Origin of the sequence: Streptomyces sp. NBC_01381 (assembly GCF_026340305.1) — a bacterium.
In the GTDB taxonomy this organism is placed as follows: domain Bacteria; phylum Actinomycetota; class Actinomycetes; order Streptomycetales; family Streptomycetaceae; genus Streptomyces.
On sequence record NZ_JAPEPI010000001.1, the window covers coordinates 3,887,516 to 3,905,496 of the forward strand.

Below are 17,981 nucleotides of genomic sequence, written 5' to 3' on the forward strand. Positions count from 1 at the left end.
CAGCACCATCCATGGAGAAAGGCACTTTTCGTGCGTAACACCGCCAAGATCACCACCGCTGTCCTCGCCACCGGAGCCCTCACCCTCGGGCTCTCCGCCTGCGGCTCCGACAAGGACTCCGCCGGCGACAAGGACGGCAAGCTCGTCGTCGCCGCGACCCCGACGCCGCAGGGCGAGATCCTGGACTACGTCCAGAAGAACCTCGCCAAGAAGGCGGGCCTCGACCTCGAGGTCAAGGAGTTCACCGACTACGTCACGCCGAACACCGCCGTCCAGCAGGGCGAGGTCTTCGCGAACTACTTCCAGCACAAGCCGTACCTCGACGACTTCAACAAGAAGAACGGCACGGACATCGTGCCCGTCCCCGGGGCCACGGTTCACCTGGAGCCGCTCGGCGTGTACTCCAAGAACCTCAAGAAGCTCGGTGACCTGAAGGACGGCGCCACCGTCGCCGTCCCGAACGACACCACCAACGAGGCCCGCGCGCTCAAGCTCCTCGCGGACAACGGCCTCATCGAGCTCAAGAAGGGCGTCGGCTACGAGGCCACCCCCAAGGACATCGCCAAGAACCCCAAGAACATCAAGTTCAAGGAGCTCGAGGCCCCCACGCTGCCGCGCAGCCTGGGTGACGTCGACGCCGCGGTGATCAACGGCAACTACGCCCTGGAGGCCAAGCCCGCGCTCAGCCCCGCCAAGGACGCCCTCGTCGCCGAGAAGGCCAAGGACAACCCCTACGGCAACTTCCTCGCCGTGAAGAAGGGCGACGAGAACGACCCGCGCGTGAAGAAGCTCGCCAAGCTCCTCACCTCGCCCGAGGTCAAGAAGTTCATCGACGACAAGTACGACGGCGCCGTCGTCGCGGCGTTCTGATCATGCGTACGCCCGTCATAGCCGCCGCGGCCGGGGCGCTCGCCCTGTCGCTCGGCCTGACCGCCTGCGGCTCCGAGTCGGGCTCGGGAGGCGGCGACGGCGACACGCTCGTCGTCGGCGCCACCCCGACCCCGGCCGGCGAAGTCCTCACGTACATCAAGGACAACCTCGCGAAGAAGGAGGGACTCGACCTCCGGATCACGGAGTTCACCGACTACGTCGCACCGAACACCGCGCTCCAGGAAGGGTCCCTCGACGCCAACCTCTACCAGCACGCCCCGTACTTGAAGGACTTCAACGAGTCCAAGAAGACGGATCTCGCGCCGGTGACCGAGGTCTATCTGCCGCCGATGGGGGTGTACGCGAAGAAGACGAAGGACGTCGCCGACCTGCCGGCCGGTGCGACCGTCGCCGTTCCCAACGACACCACCAACGAGGGCAGGGCGCTGCAACTCCTCGCGTCCAAGGGCGTCATCGGGCTCAAGAAGGGCGTCGGCGGCACCGCGACGCCCCAGGACATCACGTCCAACCCGAAGAAACTCACCATCAAGCCGTTGGAGCCCGCCCAGTTGCCGCGTTCCCTGGAGGACGTCGACGCCGCGGTCATCAACAACAACTACGCCCTCGACGCCGACTTGAGCCCCAAGAAGGACGCCATCCTTCTGGAGTCGCCCAAGGACAACCCGTACAACAACGTGCTCGCCGTCAAGAAGGGCGACGAGGACGATCCACGGGTCAAGAAGCTGGCCAAGCTGCTCACTTCACCCGAGGTGAAGCAGTTCATCGAGGACAAGTACAAGGGCTCCGTCCTGCCCGTCGCAGCGAGCTGACGCACAGTCGGTTTCCGCCCTCACCACGGGGTCCTCTCCTGATGAAGGAGCGGACCCCGTGGTGCGTCTGCGCGGCGACATGCTGCATGCTGGGCTCTTCAGCAGGCCCGAGGGTTCCAGGTTACGGAGCAGCGCATGACTACCACCTTCCCCGACATCTCCATCAGCACGGAGCGGTTGGTGCTGCGCCCGTTCGAGGACGCCGACGTCTCCGCGTACGCGGAGATGATGAACGACGAGATGGTCACCGCCTGGACGTCCGTGCCCCAGCCCTACACCGAGGCCGACGCCCGCGACTGGATCACCCGCCTCGCGCCCGCCGAGCGCACCGAGGGCCGCGGCATCGTCCTCGCCGTCACCGAGTTCCTCACCCAGCGCCTGGTCGGCATCGTGCAACTGCGGGACACCGACTGGCGGGTGCGCTCCAGCGAACTCAGTTACGTCATAGCTCCCTGGGCCCGCGGCGAGGGCTACGCCTCGGAGGCGGCGCTCGCCACCGCCCAGTGGCTCTTCAACGACCAGCGCTTCGAGCGCATCGAGCTGCGCACCGCCGCCGACAACACCGCCGCCCAGCAGGTCGCGCAGAAGATCGGCTGCATCAGCGAGGGCGTCCTGCGGGGCGCCTGGATAGCGCGTACGAGGAACGGCGGCGATCCGTTCGGCGGCTGGCTCGACGTCCGTACCGACCTCATCGTGTGGAGCCTGCTCCCCGAGGACCTGGAGGGCGTCGGCGAGCAGCTCGCGGACAGCGGGTTCAGCGCGTTCTCCGACTGGAACTGACCCCTCGGCCACCGCCGGATCCCACCAGGTACGCTCGCCCCTGGCCGCAGGCGCGGTTGCCCCCTGCACCTAACCGGCCCGCACTGCCGACCCGCGAGAACCCAGGAGACCGACGAAGATGGCCGACCGCGTCACGGTGATCGGCTGGGACGGCTCGCCGCTGACCGCCGCCGCGCGCTCGGCGCTCGGCGCCGCCACCCTCGTCGCGGGCGCCGCCCACCACCTGGCGCTCGCCGAAGTGCCCGCGGCCGCCGAAAGGATCCGCCTGGGCAGCGTGAGCCTGGCAGCCCGCCGCATCGCCGCCCACCGCGGCACCGCCGTGGTCCTCGCCGACGGCGACCCCGGCTTCTTCGGCGTCGTACGCACCCTGCGCGCCCCCGAATTCGGCCTCGAGGTCGAGGTCGTGCCCGCCGTCTCCGCCGTCGCCCAGGCCTTCGCCCGCGCCGGGATGCCCTGGGACGACGCCCAGGTCGTCGTCGCCCACCCGCGCACCCTGCGCCGGGCCGTGAACGTCTGCCGCGCGCACACCAAGGTCGCCGTCCTCACCTCGCCCGGCGCGGGCCCCGCCGAGCTCGGCCTGCTCCTCCAGGGTGTCCACCGCACCTTCGTGATCTGCGAGGAGCTCGGCACCGAGCGCGAACAGGTCACCGTCCTCACCTCGGACAAGGCCGCCGACCACACCTGGCGCGACCCGAACGTCGTGATCGTCATAGGCGGCCCGGTCGCCGCGTCCGACACCGGCTGGATCGCCGGACGCGACCCGGGCACCCCGCGCGGCTGGGCGCTGCCCGCATCCGCGTACGGCGGCGACGCCCAGCTCGGCGAGGGCGAGAGCGACCGTCTCCGGGCCGCCCAACTCGCCCGCATCGGGCCGCGCGTGGGCGACCTCGTCTGGGACATCGGCTGCGGCAGCGGCGCCTTCACCGCGGAGGCCGCCCGGTTCGGCGCCGCGGTCATCGCCGTCGACCGCGACCCCGACGCCTGCGCCCGCACCACGGCCATTTCCCGCCATTTCGGCGTACAGCCGCAGATCGTGCACGGCACGGCCCCGCACATCCTCGAAGACCTGCCCGAACCCGATGTCGTACGCGTCGGGGGCGGGGGAGCCGCGGTGGTCTCCGCCGTCGCCGACCGCCGCCCCGCGCGCATCGTGACGCACGCGTCGACGCGCGACCAGGCCGAACTCATCGGCAGGGACCTGACGGAGCACGGATACGTCGTGGAGTGCGCCCTGCTGCAGTCCGTCGAGCTCGACACGCGCGCGTGGACGGAGCGGGAGCGGACGGTCGTCTTCGTCCTCTCCGGACAGTTGGCCGATCGCGCCCCGTGACCCTGCCACCGCAGGGCGCGAGGTAGGCTGGCCGATCGTTGTACCGCACCAGGGTGTCCGGCAAATAGTTGGTCAATGTCCGGAAAGCTCGCCCGTTTTGGGGGGTGTGTGGTACGGCATGACCGGAGGGCGCGCAACGTGGCGCAGTCCACAGCGGGCCGTTGCGGATCAAGCTGCCATGACGGCAGGCCGACCGGGACAATGCCTGTTGTCCGTACGCGGTTCGTGCCGCGCGGCGCGCACGCTCGTTGAGAATGACGGGCGGTTGGTGCGCCGCTCCGGGCAATGGGGCTTCCCCGGCCGAAGGCCGATGGGTGGTCGAAGAAGCACTAACCGATGGGCGAGGGGTTAAGCATGACCGACACCGGCCAGGTCCCGGCCGAGGGACTGCCGGAGAACGCAGGCTTGGTGGAGCAGCCGGGCGTCGCCGCCCCGGGTGCGTACACCTACCTCGACCCCTCCGAGAATCCCGCCGAGGGCGTCGCCTCCGCCGAGGACGACGACCTGCTCCTGATGCCGGGCGCGCAGGGCGCCTGGAGCGAGGCGCAGCCGGCACCGCAGCAGCCGCAGGCCGCCGCGTACGCCGTCGCCCCGCAGGGGAGCGGTCAGCAGCCTGTGGCAGCCGATCCGTCCCTGGGTGGCCAGCCCGTGGCCGCGCAGCCGCAGAGCGCGCAGCCGCAGGCCGCGCACCAGCCGGGACCGCACGAGACGGCGGGCCGTGACAGCGGCTCGGTCGATCTGAACGGCGTCCAGCTGCCCGGCGCGACGGGCCCCGTGCCCGCCTCGCACGCCGGTCCCGCCCGCCGCCCGCTGCACCGGGGTCCTTCGGGCCCCGCCGTGCCCGACGGCACGGGCAGCCCCGTACGTTCGCTCGCCGACCGCGGGCCCGCCGGTGCGCCGCAGCACGCCGTGCCCGCGCGGCATGCGGGGCCGCCGACCGTCGGCCCCGAGTACCTCGACATCCCGCGCGACGGCGAGGGGATACTGCCGGGTCCGCAGCTCGGCGAGATCCCGCCGCAGGGGGCGACGCCGTGGACGCCGCAGCCTCAGGCCGAGCAGTTCGCGCAGCCTGCGCAGCAAGGGCAGCCGGTCGCACCAGCAGAAACGGTCGTCCCGGACGCCACACCCGCACCTCAGAACACACAGCCCACACCGGACGCACAGGTCGCGCAGGACGCACAGGTCCCGCAGAGCACGCCGGACGTACTCGCGCCCGAGGCCCCGCAGCCCGCACCGGCCGCCGCCGAGCTGCCCGAACCCACGCCCGCCGCAACGCCCGTCGCCGGCACCCCCGCAGCCGCTTTCCCGCAGGCCGCGGACGGCGGTGAGCCCGCGTTCGCCGCCGAGGCGCTGGACGTCCCGGGTGCGCAGGACGCCGATCAGCTGTCGGCCACCGGCCAGGCCGTGCTGCCGCCGGTCGTGGACCAGCAGGTACCCGTGCCGGAGGCGAGCCAGGAGTTCCCGCTCGCCCCCGACGACGCGCAGTTGTCAGCCGTGGGCGTGCCCGCCCACGAGGCTGCCGCCGGTCAGCAGCAGTTCGCCGTGGCCGCCGCGCAGCCCTGGGCGGACGCACCGGTTCCGGGCGACGGGCACCTCCCGCACGCCGGGCAGGGCCCGCAGATCCCGCAGGCCGTCCAGCACACGGACGCCCCGATGGCCCCCACGCCCGCGCCGCTCGGCCAGTTCGTGCCGGTCGAGGGCTCGGTACCGATGACGCCGCACCTCGCACCGACGCCTCCGCATCCGCACCCGGTGGCCGTGCCCCCGGAGCCCTTCGAGGCCCCGCAGCCGGAGCCCGCCGAGGCCGAGCCGGCCGCAGAGGCCGCACCGCAGGCGGACGCCCCGGAGACGCCGAGCACCCCGGAGACCCCGGCCCCGGTGGAAGCCGCCGAGGTCCCCCAGGTCGTCGAGGCCCCCCAAGTCGCCGAGGTCATCGAGACCGCCGAGGCCCCCGAGCCCGCGGTCCGGCCCGCACCCCAGCCCGCGGTCACCGTGCCGGCCCCTCGTGACGGCGCGGCGTCCATGGCGGGGACGCCCGTACCGGACGCGGCGGCAACTCCCGTACCGGACACGGCAGAAGCACCCGTCGCCGCCGAGGCGCCGGAGCCCGTGGCCGAGACAGCCGAGTCGGCAGCGGAACCGGAACCGGCGGTCGAAACCGAAGCCGAAGCCGAAACCGCAGCAACAGCGGCAGCCGAGCCCGAGCCCGCCGAACTGCCCGAGCCCGCCACCCCGGTGGAGCTCGCGGACGAGCCCGCTCCCGTTCAGGCGGCAGAGCCCGCCGAGCCCGTGGACCCGGCTCAGCCGGCCCACCCGGTGGAGTCCGCCGCGGCCCCCGGCTACGACGACGCCGAACGCGAAGCCGTCCTGCGCGTCATGCGCGAGCGCCGCGACATCCGCAACGGCTTCCGCGGCGACCCGATCCCGCACGAGGTCCTGCTCCGTGTCCTCGAGGCGGCCCACACGGCGCCGTCCGTCGGCCACTCCCAGCCCTGGGACTTCGTCGTCATCCGCTCGGCGGAGACCCGCCGCACCATGCACGAGCTGGCCATGCGCCAGAAGGACGCGTACGCCAAGTCGCTCCCCAAGGGCCGTGCCAAGCAGTTCAAGGAACTGAAGATCGAGGCGATCCTCGACACCCCGGTGAACATCGTGGTCACCGCCGACCCGACCCGCGGCGGCCGCCACACCCTGGGCCGCCACACGCAGCCGCAGATGGCTCCGTACTCCTCGGCCCTGGCCGTCGAGAACCTCTGGCTCGCGGCGCGCGCCGAGGGCCTCGGCGTCGGCTGGGTCAGCTTCTTCGACGAACGCGAGATGGTCAGAACCCTCGGTCTTCCCGAGCACCTCGAAGTGGTGGCCTATCTCTGTGTCGGATACGTCGACGAGTTCCCGGAGGAGCCCGAGCTGATGCAGGCAGGCTGGTCCAAGCGCCGCCCGCTCTCCTGGGTCGTACACGAGGAGACGTACGGCCGCCGCGCGCTGCCCGGCGAGGACCCGCACGACCTGCTGGCCGAGACCGTCTCCAACATCCGCCCGCTGGACGCGAAGGCGCTCGGCGAGGCGTGGGAACGCCAGAAGCGGATGACGAAGCCGCCGGGCGCACTCGGCATGCTGGAGATCATCTCCGCGCAGCTTTCGGGGCTTTCCCGGCAGTGCCCGCCGCCGATCCCGGAGCCCGCGGCCGTCGCGATCTTCGCGGGCGACCACGGCGTGCACGCCCAGGGCGTCACCGCCTGGCCCCAGGAGGTGACGGCCCAGATGGTCGCCAACTTCCTCGGCGGCGGCGCGGTCTGCAACGCCTTCGCCAACCAGGTGGGCGCCGAGGTCTGCGTCATCGACGTGGGCGTGGCCAGTGAACTCCCGGCGACGCCGGGCCTGCTGCCCCGCAAGGTGCGCGCGGGTACGGCGGACATGACGACCGGTCCCGCGCTGACCCGCGAGGAGGTCAAGGCTGCGATCGAGGTAGGCATCGAGACGGCCCGCGACCTCGTCGCGGCAGGCAACAAGGCCCTGCTCACCGGCGAGATGGGCATCGCGAACACGACGGCGTCCGCGGCGCTCATCTCCGTCTACACGGACGTGGACGCGGCGGAGGTCACCGGCCGCGGCACCGGCATCAACGACGAGATGCACGCCCGCAAGGTCGAGGTGGTCCGGCGCGCCCTGGACCTCCACAAGCCGGACCCGGCCGACCCGATCGGCGTCCTCGCGGCGATCGGCGGCCTGGAGCACGCGGCGATGGTCGGCCTCCTCCTCGGCGGAGCCTCCCTCCGAACCCCCGTCATCCTGGACGGCGTGAGCGCCGGCGCGGCGGCCCTGGTCGCCCGCGCCATCGCCCCCGAGGTCCTCGCGGCCTGCATCGCGGGCCACCGCAGCGCGGAGCCGGGCCACGTGGCAGCCCTGAACAAGCTGGGCCTGCGCCCCTTGGTAGACCTGGACCTCCGCCTGGGCGAGGGCACAGGAGCCCTGCTCGCCCTCCCGGTGGTCCAGAGCGCGGCAAGGGCGATGCACGAGGTGGCAACGTTCGACTCGGCGGGAGTCACGGAGAAGTAGCAACGCCGGCCCACCCGTCCCGCCCGCGCGTTTGTGGGCAGGCGTTCCGCCTGGGGGTCCCCCCAGGCCCTTCAGGCACTGGGGGATGGAACGGGTGGGCCCAAACGCCCACGGCCCGCAGACGAACGGGGCCGTAAAGTGAACCGCACCCAGAACCCGCACCTCAGCGCCGCTCCACCGCCGCAGCGGCCCGCACAACCCCCCGCCTCGCGAGGAGCCGCAACGCCATGGCAGAAAACCCCGCCTACCCCGTAGGCCTCCGCCTCACCGGCCGCCGCGCGGTCGTCCTCGGCGGCGGCCAAGTGGCCCAGCGCCGCCTCCCCGCCCTCATCGCGGCAGGCGCCGACGTCCTCCTCGTATCGCCGACCGCGACACCCTCCGTAGAGGCGATGGCGGACGCGGGCGAGATCACCTGGGAGCGCCGCCCCTATGCGGAGGGCGACCTCAAGGACGCCTGGTACGCCCTCATCGCCACCGGCGACACCGAGGCGAACACCGCGGCCTCCGCGGAAGCGGAAGCGCACCGCGTCTGGTGCGTACGTTCCGACGACGCCGACGCGGCCACGGCCCTGACCCCCGCGACCGGCCGCTCCGAAGGCGTCACGGTCGCCGTCCTCACCACGGACATCCACGGCCGCGACCCCCGCCGCACCGCCGCCATCCGCGACGCGGTCGTCGAGGGCCTGCGCGACGGCACGCTCGTGGCCCCCCACCACCGCACCCGCACCCCCGGCGTCGCCCTGGTCGGTGGCGGCCCCGGCGACCCGGACCTGATCACGGTCCGCGGCCGCCGCCTGCTCGCCGAGGCGGACGTGGTCATCGCCGACCGGCTCGGCCCGCGCGACCTCCTCGACGAACTGCCGCCGCACGTCGAGGTGATCGACGCCGCGAAGATCCCGTACGGCCGTTTCATGGCCCAGGAAGCCATCAACAACGCCCTCATCGAGCACGCCAAGCAGGGCAAGTCGGTCGTCCGCCTCAAGGGCGGCGACCCCTTCGTCTTCGGCCGTGGCATGGAGGAGGCCCAGGCGCTCGCCGAGGCCGGCATCCCCTGCACGGTCGTCCCCGGCATCTCCAGCTCGATCTCGGTCCCGGGCGCCGCGGGCATCCCCGTCACGCACCGCGGCGTCGCCCACGAGTTCACGGTCGTCAGCGGCCACGTGGCCCCGGACGACGAGCGCTCCCTGGTCGACTGGCCGTCCCTGGCCAAGCTGCGCGGCACCCTCGTCGTCCTGATGGGCGTGGACAAGATCGGCAAGATCGCCGAGGCGCTCACCGCGCACGGCAGGTCACCCGAGACCCCCGTCGCCCTCATCCAGGAGGGCACGACCGCGGCCCAGCGCCGCGTGGACGCCACCCTCGCCACGGTCGCCGCCCAGGTCGCGGCGCACGAGGTGAAGCCGCCGGCGGTCATCGTCATCGGCGACGTGGTGAACGTGGGCCCCGGCCGCTCAGCGTGACGGTGTGCACAGCCCCGCGTAACCACCACGAGCCCCAACGTAACCACCGGTAACCCAACCCGCCCCCGGGCGTTGGCACCACACCCAGGACAAGGCAGTATCACCCTGTGGCTGATCTCATCACCGTTGACGACCCCGCCGACCCGCGCCTGCGCGACTACACGGGCCTGACCGACGTAGAACTGCGCCGCAAGCGCGAGCCCGCCGAGGGCCTGTTCATCGCCGAGGGCGAGAAGGTGATCAGGCGCGCCAAGCAGGCGGGCTACGAGATGCGCTCGATGCTGCTCTCCGCGAAGTGGGTCGACGTCATGCGGGACGTCATCGACGAGGTCCCGGCTCCCGTGTACGCGGTCAACCCGGACCTCGCCGAACAGGTCACCGGCTACCACGTGCACCGCGGCGCCCTCGCCTCGATGCAGCGCAAGCCGCTGCCGACCGCCGACGAACTCCTGACCACGGCCCGCCGTGTCGTGGTCATGGAGTCGGTCAACGACCACACGAACATCGGCGCGATCTTCCGCAGCGCCGCCGCCCTCGGCATGGACGCGGTCCTGCTCTCACCGGACTGCGCCGACCCGCTCTACCGCCGCTCGGTGAAGGTCTCCATGGGCGCGGTCTTCTCCGTCCCGTACGCCCGCCTCGAATCCTGGCCCAAGGGCCTGGACGGCGTACGCGAAGCGGGCTTCAACCTCCTCGCGCTCACCCCGGACGAGAAGGCGAAGACCCTGGACGAGGCGGCCCCGCACCGCATGGACCGGGTGGCGCTGATGCTGGGAGCGGAGGGCGACGGCCTCTCCACCCAGGCCCTGGTCGCCGCCGACGAATGGGTCCGCATCCCGATGGCCCACGGCGTCGACTCGCTCAACGTGGGAGCGGCCGCGGCGGTCGCCTTCTATGCCGTGGCGACGGGCCGCCCTCAGCTCTGAGAGCCCGGCCCCGGGCCTTCGGCCGGCTGCGCCGCACGCACATCGTGTACGCCGCTGTCGCCGAGCCCCTGCGCGGGCCCCTGGCACCCCTGCGCCGCCGCGATGCCGAGGGCCACCAGGAGCGTCACGACGACGAACACGAAGAGCCGCTGCCGCAGCAGCCGCGGATTGGCCGGCCTGCGGCCCGTGCCGGTGGCCCGGGGCCCGGATCTGCCACCGGAGCGGGTGGTGTTCCTGGACGGCGCGGGACGTGAACCCGACCGGGAAGAACCGGTACCGGCACGCGATGAACCGGTCCGTGACGCACCCGGCCGCGACGAACTGGGCCGCGGCGGGGGAGTGCCCTGCGGATGACGCCGCTGCGTGCGCTGGTCCGCGTACTCCTCGGTGAGCCGTCCCGTGGGCCTGTCCTGGTCGTGCCGGGGCGCGGGCGGCCGTACGTCGCTCAGCCCGCCTTGGGCCTCACGGGCCGCGATCTCCTTGAGTCTGAGCGACAGTTGGAGGGTGCTTGGCCGCTCCTCCGGGTCCTTGGCGAGGCAGGCCCGGATGAGCGGGGCGAGCGCGTCCGGCACCCCGCCGAGCTGCGCCTCCTCATGGACGACCCGGTAGAGCATGACCTCCGAACTGCCGTGCCCGAAGGGCGAGTCCGCCATCCCCGCGTACGCGAGCGTGGCGCCCAGGGCGAACACGTCGGTGGCGGGGGTGACGGCGGCGCCGCGCACCTGCTCGGGCGCGAGGAAGCCGGGCGACCCGACGGCCGTACCGACGTGGGTCAGCGTCGAGGCGCCGGTCGCCCAGGCGATCCCGAAGTCAATGATCCGCGGCCCCTTCGGGGACAGCAGGATGTTCGACGGCTTGAGATCACGGTGTACGACACCGGCCTCGTGCACGGCGACAAGACCCTCGGCAAGCGCCGAACCGACCACCGCCACCTCGGCCGCGGTGAGCGGCCCCTCGGCGGCGACCTTGTCGTGCAGGGAGGGCCCGGGAACGTACTGCGTGGCGAACCACGGCCGGTCGGCGTCGAGATCGGCGGCGACGAGGCGGGCCGTACAACCGCCCCTGATCCGGCGGGCCGCGGAGACCTCCCGCGCGAAGCGCGAACGGAACTCCTGATCCTCCGCCAGATCGGGCCGGATCACCTTCAGGGCGACGCGCTGCCCCCGCCGGTCCGACCCCAGATAGACGACACCCATGCCGCCTGCGCCCAGCCGCCTGTGCAGTCTGAACGAGCCGACGACACGCGGGTCCTCGCGCCGGAGCCGCATCATCGCCATGTCCATCCCCGCTGCCCGGTCCGTTGTCGAGCCACAGCTTACGTTTCCGCGGCCGGGCAGGTGCAGAGGCCGCGCCCTCGCGGCCCGACCGATTGTCAGTGCCGGGTGGGAAACTTGAAGAGTGCTCAGGGGACCGGGGAGGAACGGGCGTTGGCTCTGCCCTGCCTCCCAACCATCCATCGCTGAAGGGGGATTGATCCCGTGAAGGGTGATCGCGTGGAGATAGTCGTGGACGCCGGGGACACGACGCGAACGTACGAGGTGGTGGCGAGCCGAGCGGGCCGGCGGGTGGAGACGGCGGTCCGCAGAGGAGTGGTCGAAGTGAGCGAAGTCACCCGCAGCGGCTCCGTCGTGCGGACGGCACGGTTCATGGCGACGCGGGTGCTCGCCCTCGTCGAGCAGCCCGTCCCGCGGGAGGACACATCCGAGCAGGCCGCCCGCCCCCTCCGGGAAGACCCTGAGACCTAGGACCCCGTCTCCACCCATGGGAGTACATGAGGGGCGATCGGTCATCCTTCGGGAGGCCCGGCAATCGGTACGAGGGCATGACGCCCAGGAAGCTCCGCGCACCTAGATTTGAGGTCAAGCGGCGGGTGCAGCACTCGTCCCCCGAGGTCAGACACCCGCCGCTGCCAAGTTCATACAGACTCGGTCAGGAGAGGAACCATGGCGGACACGGCATCGCGGACGATGATCCGCACGCAGGGACGTAGGGCTTTCGCCACGTTCGGCGTCCGCCCGTCCGGCACGCGCCATCCCTTGGTGGCGACGGCCATGGTTCTTCCCTTGGCGGCCCTGCTCGTAGTCGTCTTCGGCGGCTGGGAAGCGGTGGTCACACAGGCGTCGTCCGTGGGCGTGATGCTGGGGCGCTGAGCGGCGCCCCGGGCCCGGATGAGCGGTCCGGGCGGGGACATCCGGCCAGGAAACCCCGTGGGGACGGGGGTGCGGCGGACGGCAATGAGAAATGCCCGCGCAGCTGGGGAGCTGCGCGGGCCTTTCTTTGCGCGGGGCTCCGCCGGGGTCCTTGGGCGCCGTTGATCACCGGCTCCGCCGAGTTCGTCCTCAAACGCCGGACGGGCTGGAAATCCAGCCCGCGTACGCTCACGGGCAGCACCGATCGATGTATGCCGGGGGACCCGTGACCGCCTTGCTGCCCGCGCTGACCGCCAAGGTCCGCCACACAGCTCACCGCACCACCTGCGCCTGCGGATCCGAGGCCGTCCTCGCCGACCGCGACGACGCAACCGTCATCCGGCACGGCAACATCGTCGCCAAGGCCCACGCCCCCGACACGGACGCCACAGAGTTGGCGGCCCGCCTCAAGGTCGCCGCCGCCCTCCCCGGCACGCTCCTCCCACCGCTCGGCGAGACGGTGACCCAGCTCCACGGGCGCCTGGTCACCCTGTGGGAGGCCGGCACCCCCGTGGACCGCGACAACCCCGACGCCGCCCCTTGGGAAGCCGCCGCCACCCTCCTCGCCGGCCTGCACAAGGTGCCCGCCGCCAGGCTCCCGCACTCGCTCCCGGAGATGCGCGGCCCGGCGAAGGCCGCCCGCGCCATGGGGCGGATGCGCGCGGCGGGCCCGCACCCCGCCGCCGCCCCCGTCGAGCGCGCCTGGGCCACCCTCCCGGCCTGGGCCAGGGCCGAGGCTCCCGCGCCGTCCCGCAAGCACCTGTGCCACGGAGATCTGCACCTGGGCCAGCTGGTCCGTACCCCCGAAGGGCAGTGGCTGCTGATCGACGTGGACGACCTCGGCCTGGGGGAGCCGGCCTGGGACCTGGCCCGCCCCGCCGCCTGGTACGCCTGCGGCCTCCTCGGCCCCGATGAGTGGACCCGCTTCCTGACCGCCTACCAAGGCGCCGGCGGGCCCGCGATCCCCGCGGCGGGCGCCGATCCCTGGCCCGCCCTGGACGTCCCGGCCCGCGCCCTCACCGTGCAGACCGCTGCCCTGGCCGTCGCGAAGTCCGTCGCCGAGCAGCGGCCCCTCGACGAGATCGAGCAGGCGGTCGTCGACGCCTGTGATCGAATGGCCGCCCTCCCGCCGGAGTTGGCTCCCACCTCCACGAAGTAGGGTGCAACGCACCGAAGCCGGGCAGAGATCCGGCGAAGCAGTCACGACCGGCGAGGAGTTGAGCCGACCATGCAGTGTCCCAAGTGCCATGCACCGATGCACACGTACAACCGCAATGGCGTCCAGATCGAGCAGTGCAGCGGTTGCCGCGGGATATTCCTCGACTACGGCGAGCTCGAGGCCCTGAGCCGGGTCGAGTCCCAGTGGGGCGGCCAGCAGGCCCCGCCCCCGCCGCCGGCCCCGCAGGCGTACCCGGCCGCTCCCGCCCCGCAGTGGGGCGCTCCCCAGCACGGCGGCCACCACGGCGGCCACGGTGGGCACTACGGCCACAACAAGCGCCACAAGAGCTTCGGGCACATGCTCTTCTCCTCCTGACCGAGGAACGACGAAGCCCCCGGCCGTGGAGACGGCCGGGGGCTTCGTACGGATGGTGCGCGATACTGGGATTGAACCAGTGACCTCTTCCGTGTCAGGGAAGCGCTCTCCCGCTGAGCTAATCGCGCAGGTCAACCTGCGTGTGCTGCGTACTGCGTGCGCGATACTGGGATTGAACCAGTGACCTCTTCCGTGTCAGGGAAGCGCTCTCCCGCTGAGCTAATCGCGCGGGACGGTCCCACACCATACGGGACCAGGGGTTATTCAGTTCTGCGTGCGCGATACTGGGATTGAACCAGTGACCTCTTCCGTGTCAGGGAAGCGCTCTCCCGCTGAGCTAATCGCGCTTGGAGGTGGAGACGGGATTTGAACCCGTGTAGACGGCTTTGCAGGCCGTTGCCTCGCCTCTCGGCCACTCCACCAGGAGTGCGGGGTCTCGGGAAGATCCCCCACTTTCCTGCGAGCGGACGACCAGGTTCGAACTGGCGACCTCAACCTTGGCAAGGTTGCGCTCTACCAACTGAGCTACGTCCGCTTGTCTTTCCCGGTCCGCTTGCGCGTCCCGGCGACGTGTTGAACTCTAGCGGATTCCTGGGCCAGTACAAAAACGCGTTTGCGCAGCGTGCTGCGCTGTCACCGGCCCGGGGCGCCACCATGACGCCGGTCATAGACTCGCAAGCGTGCACAGCCCCCCTCAGACGTCCTCCCAGCGGCCCTCCGGGGCGCCCCTGCCCATGGCGCGCTTCGGCGGCCTGGTGGCGACCGGCCTCACCGACGTGACCAGCGATCCCTCGGCCCTGGACTCCAGCGGCTTCTGGGCGGTCGCCGCGGATTTCGAGGGCGGCCTCGTCTGCGCCCGCTTCGCCGACGTACGTGAAGAGCCGGTGCCCGCCCCGGTGCCGGGGGCCTGGCGGGGGCCCACCGCCGGTGACTGGACGTCCTCGCTCGACCGCAGCGCGTACACGGAAGGCGTGCGGCGCGTGCGCGCGCACATCGCGGCCGGCGACGTCTACCAGGCGAACCTCTGCCGCGTGCTGTCCGCGCCGGTCCCGGACGGCGCCGACGTGGACGCCCTGACCGCTCTCCTCGCGCGCGGGAACCCCGCTCCGTACGCCGGAACGATCCGCCTGCCCGAGCACGGCGTGGAGATAGCCACGGCGTCCCCCGAGCTGTTCCTGAGGCGTGCGGGGCGCGTCATCGAGTCGGGTCCGATCAAGGGCACGGGCCGTACCGAAGCGGATCTTCTTGAGAAGGACTACGCCGAGAACGTCATGATCGTGGACCTCGTCCGCAACGACCTCGGGCGGATCTGCGAGACCGGCTCCGTGACCGTCCCCGACCTGTGCGTGATCGAGAAGCATCCTGGGCTGGTCCACCTCGTCTCCACCGTCCGGGGCGAGCTCCGCCCCGACGCCGGCTGGCCCGAACTCTTCGCCGCGGCTTTCCCGCCCGGTTCCGTCACCGGCGCCCCCAAGTCCAGCGCCCTGCGCATCATCGACGCCCTGGAGACCGCGCCCCGCGGTCCGTACTGCGGCGGCATCGGCTGGGTCGACGCCGACCGGGGCACCGGTGAACTGGCCGTCGGCATCCGCACCTTCTGGATCGACCGCGCCGAGGGAGTGCTGCGGTTCGGCACCGGAGCGGGCATCACCTGGGGCTCGGACCCCGAGGGGGAGTGGCGGGAGACCGAGCTGAAGGCGGAAAGGCTGCTGGCGGTAGCGTCGGGGGCGTACGAAGTGAGTGGAGGGACCTCTTAAGTGAAGATCTGGCTCAATGGCGGACTGCAGGACCTCGATACCGCCCGTGTCTCCGTGCTCGACCACGGCCTGACCGTCGGCGACGGCATCTTCGAGACGGTGAAGACGGTCGAGGGGCGGCCCTTCGCGCTGACCCGGCACCTGGACCGGCTCGCCCGCTCGGCGCGCGGCCTCGGCCTTCCCGAGCCGGACCTGGACGAGGTGCGCGCGGCCTGCGCCGCCGTGATCGACGCCAACCCGATGCCGCTGGGGCGGCTGCGCATCACCTACACCGGAGGCCTCTCGCCGCTCGGCTCGGACCGAGGTGACCAGGGCCAGACGCTGGTCGTCGCCCTCGGCGAGGCAGACAGGCGCCCCGACGCGACCGCCGTGATCACGGTGCCGTGGACCCGCAACGAGCGCGGCGCGCTGACCGGCCTGAAGACCACGTCGTACGCCGAGAACGTCGTCGCCCTCGCGCGCGCCCACGAACAGGGCGCCTCCGAAGCGCTGTTCGGCAACACCGTGGGGCAGCTCTGCGAAGGCACCGGTTCGAACGTCTTCGTCGTGCTCGACGGTGAGATCCACACGCCGCCGGTCGCCTCCGGCTGTCTGGCGGGCATCACGCGCGCGCTGGCCGTCGACTGGACGGGCGCGCAGGAGACCGATCTGCCGCTCGACGTCCTGGACCGCGCAGACGAGGTGTTCCTGACCTCGACGCTCCGTGACGTCCAGGCCGTGCACCGGATCGACGGACGCGAACTGCCGGGCACGCCGGGCCCGGTGACCGCCAAGGCGATGCGGATCTTCGACGAGCGTGCGGCGGACGACCTCGACCCGTGAGCCCCGAGAACCGGTGAAATCCTGGTGACGGAGCGGCCGCGGGGCGGGTACAACACCACTGATGACCACGACCCTGCGGCCGACCGGGCCGCTCCGAAAGAGCGCTGACGGCGCGAAGTCACGCACGTACGAAGTGTGTGTGAACAGCCGTCCGGTGGGCGGGATAGAACTCGCCACGCACCCCGTGTTCGGTCCCGCCGTCGCACAGATCAAGGATCTGCGCATCGAGGAACCGGACCGCAGGCGCGGCCGCGGCACCGTCGCCGCGCTCGCCGCCGAGGAGGTGGCGCGCGGCTGGGGCTGCCGGCGGATCGAGACGATCGTGCCCGCAGCGGCCACGGCGGCCCACCGCCTCGTCACGTCCCTGGGCTATGTGGAGCGCAACCGCCACATGGCCAAGACACTGCCCGCCGAGCCGCCCGTCCTGCCCGCGGGCGTCGAGTGGCGGCCGATGACCGAGGCCGCGTACGAGGTGTGGCTGGCGCGCAAGAAGGACGACTACGCGCGCGACTGGATGGAGCGCGGCGTCCCCGAGGCCGAGGCGCGCGCCAAGTCCGACAGGGACCACGCCGACCACCTGGGGCAGGGGATCGCCACCCCCGGGGTGCGGCTCAGCGTCCTCACCCACGCGGGCACGGAGGTCGGCGCCCTGTGGCTGGCCGTGTACGACGACCCCGCGTTCGTCTTCGACGTCGAGGTCGACGCGGAGCACCGCGGCCAGGGGCACGGCCGTTCCCTGATGCTCCTCGCCGAGGCCCAGGCCCACGAGGCGGGCAGCAGCCGCATCGGCCTCAACGTCTTCGCGGGCAACGCCCCGGCACTGCGCCTCTACCAGTCGCTGGGCTACGAGCCGGTCACGTACTACGTCTACAAACCGCTGCTCTAGGCCAGCAGCCGGTCCGTGATCTCCTCGACGCGCTCGCGCAGGCCCTCCTGGCTCTTGCCGCCGTCGAGGCGTTGGCCGTCGACGACGTACGTCGGTGTGCCGGTGACGCCGATCGCCTTGCCCTCGGCCTGGTCGGCGTCGACGATCAGGATGTGCCGGCCGTCGATCAGGGCGGTGTCGAACTCCTCCGCGTCCAGGCCCAGTTCACGGGCCGTCTCGACGAGGACGGCCTCGCCCTTCTTGTCCAGATCCGCGACCTTCCCGAGCACCGCCTCGACGTACGGCCAGCCCTTGCCCTGCTCGAAGGCCTCCTCGGCGGCCTGGGCGGCGGCGAAGGCGTGCTTGTGCTTCTCGAGCGGGAAGTGGCGAAGGCGCAGTTCGACGCGGTCGCCGTACCGGGCGCGCAGGGCGTGTACGTCGTCGAGGGCGCGGGTGCAGTCCGGGCACTGGAGCTCGCACCAGACGTCGATGACCACGGGTCCTGCGGGGCCGGTGAGGTCGGCGGGGGAGGAGTCGTTCATGGGTTCAGTCTTCCACCGAC

At 72.0% G+C, this 17,981-nt stretch carries 16 protein-coding genes and 5 tRNA genes; 14 read left to right on the plus strand and 7 right to left on the minus strand.

Annotation, left to right across the window (positions count from 1 at the left end):
* Positions 1-30: 30 nt before the first annotated feature.
* The 7 genes from OG453_RS18130 (at position 31) to OG453_RS18160 (ending at position 10,252) form a co-directional block, all read left to right on the plus strand.
* Positions 31-870: a MetQ/NlpA family ABC transporter substrate-binding protein gene (locus OG453_RS18130; RefSeq protein WP_266868951.1), complete on the plus strand. Its 840-nt coding sequence runs from the start codon at positions 31-33 to the stop codon at positions 868-870.
* 2 nt (positions 871-872) lie between these two features.
* On the plus strand, positions 873-1,700 hold the full coding sequence (locus OG453_RS18135) for a MetQ/NlpA family ABC transporter substrate-binding protein (protein ID WP_266868952.1): 828 nt from the start codon (positions 873-875) through the stop codon (positions 1,698-1,700).
* A 135-nt stretch (positions 1,701-1,835) separates the two neighbouring features.
* Positions 1,836-2,480: a GNAT family N-acetyltransferase gene (locus OG453_RS18140; RefSeq protein ID WP_266868953.1), complete on the plus strand. Its 645-nt coding sequence runs from the start codon at positions 1,836-1,838 to the stop codon at positions 2,478-2,480.
* 118 nt (positions 2,481-2,598) lie between these two features.
* Complete coding sequence (gene cbiE, locus OG453_RS18145; protein WP_266868954.1) at positions 2,599-3,810, plus strand: precorrin-6y C5,15-methyltransferase (decarboxylating) subunit CbiE; 1,212 nt, start codon at positions 2,599-2,601, stop codon at positions 3,808-3,810.
* Positions 3,811-4,164: 354 nt separating this feature from the next.
* Positions 4,165-7,866, plus strand: a complete 3,702-nt coding sequence (cobT, locus tag OG453_RS18150) for a nicotinate-nucleotide--dimethylbenzimidazole phosphoribosyltransferase (RefSeq protein WP_266868955.1) — start codon at positions 4,165-4,167, stop codon at positions 7,864-7,866.
* Positions 7,867-8,093: 227 nt separating this feature from the next.
* Positions 8,094-9,326: a uroporphyrinogen-III C-methyltransferase gene (gene cobA, locus OG453_RS18155; protein WP_266868956.1), complete on the plus strand. Its 1,233-nt coding sequence runs from the start codon at positions 8,094-8,096 to the stop codon at positions 9,324-9,326.
* Between the two features lie 107 nt (positions 9,327-9,433).
* Positions 9,434-10,252 (plus strand): RNA methyltransferase, encoded by an 819-nt coding sequence (locus OG453_RS18160; RefSeq protein ID WP_135336239.1) that lies wholly within the window; start codon positions 9,434-9,436, stop codon positions 10,250-10,252.
* Here OG453_RS18160 and OG453_RS18165 read toward each other — a convergent pair.
* Positions 10,243-11,535, minus strand: coding sequence for a serine/threonine-protein kinase (locus OG453_RS18165; protein WP_266868957.1), 1,293 nt, complete (start codon positions 11,533-11,535; stop codon positions 10,243-10,245). The two genes, OG453_RS18160 and OG453_RS18165, sit on opposite strands and share 10 nt — an antisense overlap.
* Before the next feature lie 195 nt (positions 11,536-11,730).
* Between OG453_RS18165 and OG453_RS18170 the strand changes: the two genes are divergently transcribed.
* The 4 genes from OG453_RS18170 (at position 11,731) to OG453_RS18185 (ending at position 13,975) form a co-directional block, all read left to right on the plus strand.
* Positions 11,731-11,997 (plus strand): hypothetical protein, encoded by a 267-nt coding sequence (locus tag OG453_RS18170; RefSeq protein WP_266868958.1) that lies wholly within the window; start codon positions 11,731-11,733, stop codon positions 11,995-11,997.
* Between the two features lie 198 nt (positions 11,998-12,195).
* Positions 12,196-12,402, plus strand: coding sequence for a hypothetical protein (locus OG453_RS18175; protein WP_266868959.1), 207 nt, complete (start codon positions 12,196-12,198; stop codon positions 12,400-12,402).
* Positions 12,403-12,649: 247 nt separating this feature from the next.
* On the plus strand, positions 12,650-13,600 hold the full coding sequence (locus tag OG453_RS18180) for an aminoglycoside phosphotransferase family protein (RefSeq protein WP_266868960.1): 951 nt from the start codon (positions 12,650-12,652) through the stop codon (positions 13,598-13,600).
* A gap of 69 nt (positions 13,601-13,669) precedes the next feature.
* Positions 13,670-13,975, plus strand: coding sequence for a zf-TFIIB domain-containing protein (locus OG453_RS18185; RefSeq protein WP_266868962.1), 306 nt, complete (start codon positions 13,670-13,672; stop codon positions 13,973-13,975).
* Between the two features lie 53 nt (positions 13,976-14,028).
* Here the strand turns inward: OG453_RS18185 and OG453_RS18190 are convergent.
* The 5 genes from OG453_RS18190 to OG453_RS18210 all read right to left on the minus strand — a co-directional run bounded on the left by OG453_RS18190 (position 14,029) and on the right by OG453_RS18210 (position 14,510).
* Positions 14,029-14,103, minus strand: a tRNA-Val gene (locus OG453_RS18190).
* Between the two features lie 29 nt (positions 14,104-14,132).
* Positions 14,133-14,204, minus strand: a tRNA-Val gene (locus tag OG453_RS18195).
* Positions 14,205-14,250: 46 nt separating this feature from the next.
* A tRNA-Val gene (locus tag OG453_RS18200) sits at positions 14,251-14,322 on the minus strand.
* 1 nt (position 14,323) lies between these two features.
* A tRNA-Cys gene (locus OG453_RS18205) sits at positions 14,324-14,397 on the minus strand.
* A 40-nt stretch (positions 14,398-14,437) separates the two neighbouring features.
* Positions 14,438-14,510, minus strand: a tRNA-Gly gene (locus tag OG453_RS18210).
* A 199-nt stretch (positions 14,511-14,709) separates the two neighbouring features.
* On the opposite strand from OG453_RS18210, the gene OG453_RS18215 reads away from it, so the two are divergent.
* The 3 genes from OG453_RS18215 (at position 14,710) to OG453_RS18225 (ending at position 17,440) form a co-directional block, all read left to right on the plus strand.
* On the plus strand, positions 14,710-15,732 hold the full coding sequence (locus tag OG453_RS18215; RefSeq protein ID WP_266869916.1) for a chorismate-binding protein: 1,023 nt from the start codon (positions 14,710-14,712) through the stop codon (positions 15,730-15,732).
* A complete protein-coding gene (locus OG453_RS18220; RefSeq protein ID WP_266868963.1) occupies positions 15,733-16,554 on the plus strand; it encodes an aminotransferase class IV in 822 nt (273 codons plus the stop codon).
* 61 nt (positions 16,555-16,615) lie between these two features.
* Complete coding sequence (locus OG453_RS18225) at positions 16,616-17,440, plus strand: N-acetyltransferase (RefSeq protein WP_266868964.1); 825 nt, start codon at positions 16,616-16,618, stop codon at positions 17,438-17,440.
* On the opposite strand, the gene OG453_RS18230 is transcribed toward OG453_RS18225, so the two are convergent.
* Positions 17,437-17,961 carry a DsbA family protein gene (locus OG453_RS18230; protein WP_266868965.1) on the minus strand — a complete coding sequence of 175 codons (525 nt, stop codon included), beginning with the start codon at positions 17,959-17,961 and terminating at the stop codon, positions 17,437-17,439. The genes OG453_RS18225 and OG453_RS18230 overlap by 4 nt on opposite strands.
* Positions 17,962-17,981 lie beyond the last annotated feature (20 nt).

What these genes read in the sequence shown, in the direction of transcription:
- OG453_RS18165 (WP_266868957.1), bottom strand. Translation starts at nt 11,535, where the DNA reads ATGGACATGGCGATGATGCGGCTCCGGCGCGAGGACCCGCGTGTCGTC.
- OG453_RS18225 (WP_266868964.1), top strand. Translation starts at nt 16,616, where the DNA reads ATGACCACGACCCTGCGGCCGACCGGGCCGCTCCGAAAGAGCGCTGAC.
- OG453_RS18230 (WP_266868965.1), bottom strand. Translation starts at nt 17,961, where the DNA reads ATGAACGACTCCTCCCCCGCCGACCTCACCGGCCCCGCAGGACCCGTG.
- OG453_RS18175 (WP_266868959.1), top strand. Translation starts at nt 12,196, where the DNA reads ATGGCGGACACGGCATCGCGGACGATGATCCGCACGCAGGGACGTAGG.
- OG453_RS18185 (WP_266868962.1), top strand. Translation starts at nt 13,670, where the DNA reads ATGCAGTGTCCCAAGTGCCATGCACCGATGCACACGTACAACCGCAAT.
- OG453_RS18215 (WP_266869916.1), top strand. Translation starts at nt 14,710, where the DNA reads ATGGCGCGCTTCGGCGGCCTGGTGGCGACCGGCCTCACCGACGTGACC.
- cbiE (WP_266868954.1), top strand. Translation starts at nt 2,599, where the DNA reads ATGGCCGACCGCGTCACGGTGATCGGCTGGGACGGCTCGCCGCTGACC.
- cobA (WP_266868956.1), top strand. Translation starts at nt 8,094, where the DNA reads ATGGCAGAAAACCCCGCCTACCCCGTAGGCCTCCGCCTCACCGGCCGC.
- OG453_RS18140 (WP_266868953.1), top strand. Translation starts at nt 1,836, where the DNA reads ATGACTACCACCTTCCCCGACATCTCCATCAGCACGGAGCGGTTGGTG.
- OG453_RS18180 (WP_266868960.1), top strand. Translation starts at nt 12,650, where the DNA reads ATGTATGCCGGGGGACCCGTGACCGCCTTGCTGCCCGCGCTGACCGCC.
- OG453_RS18135 (WP_266868952.1), top strand. Translation starts at nt 873, where the DNA reads ATGCGTACGCCCGTCATAGCCGCCGCGGCCGGGGCGCTCGCCCTGTCG.
- cobT (WP_266868955.1), top strand. Translation starts at nt 4,165, where the DNA reads ATGACCGACACCGGCCAGGTCCCGGCCGAGGGACTGCCGGAGAACGCA.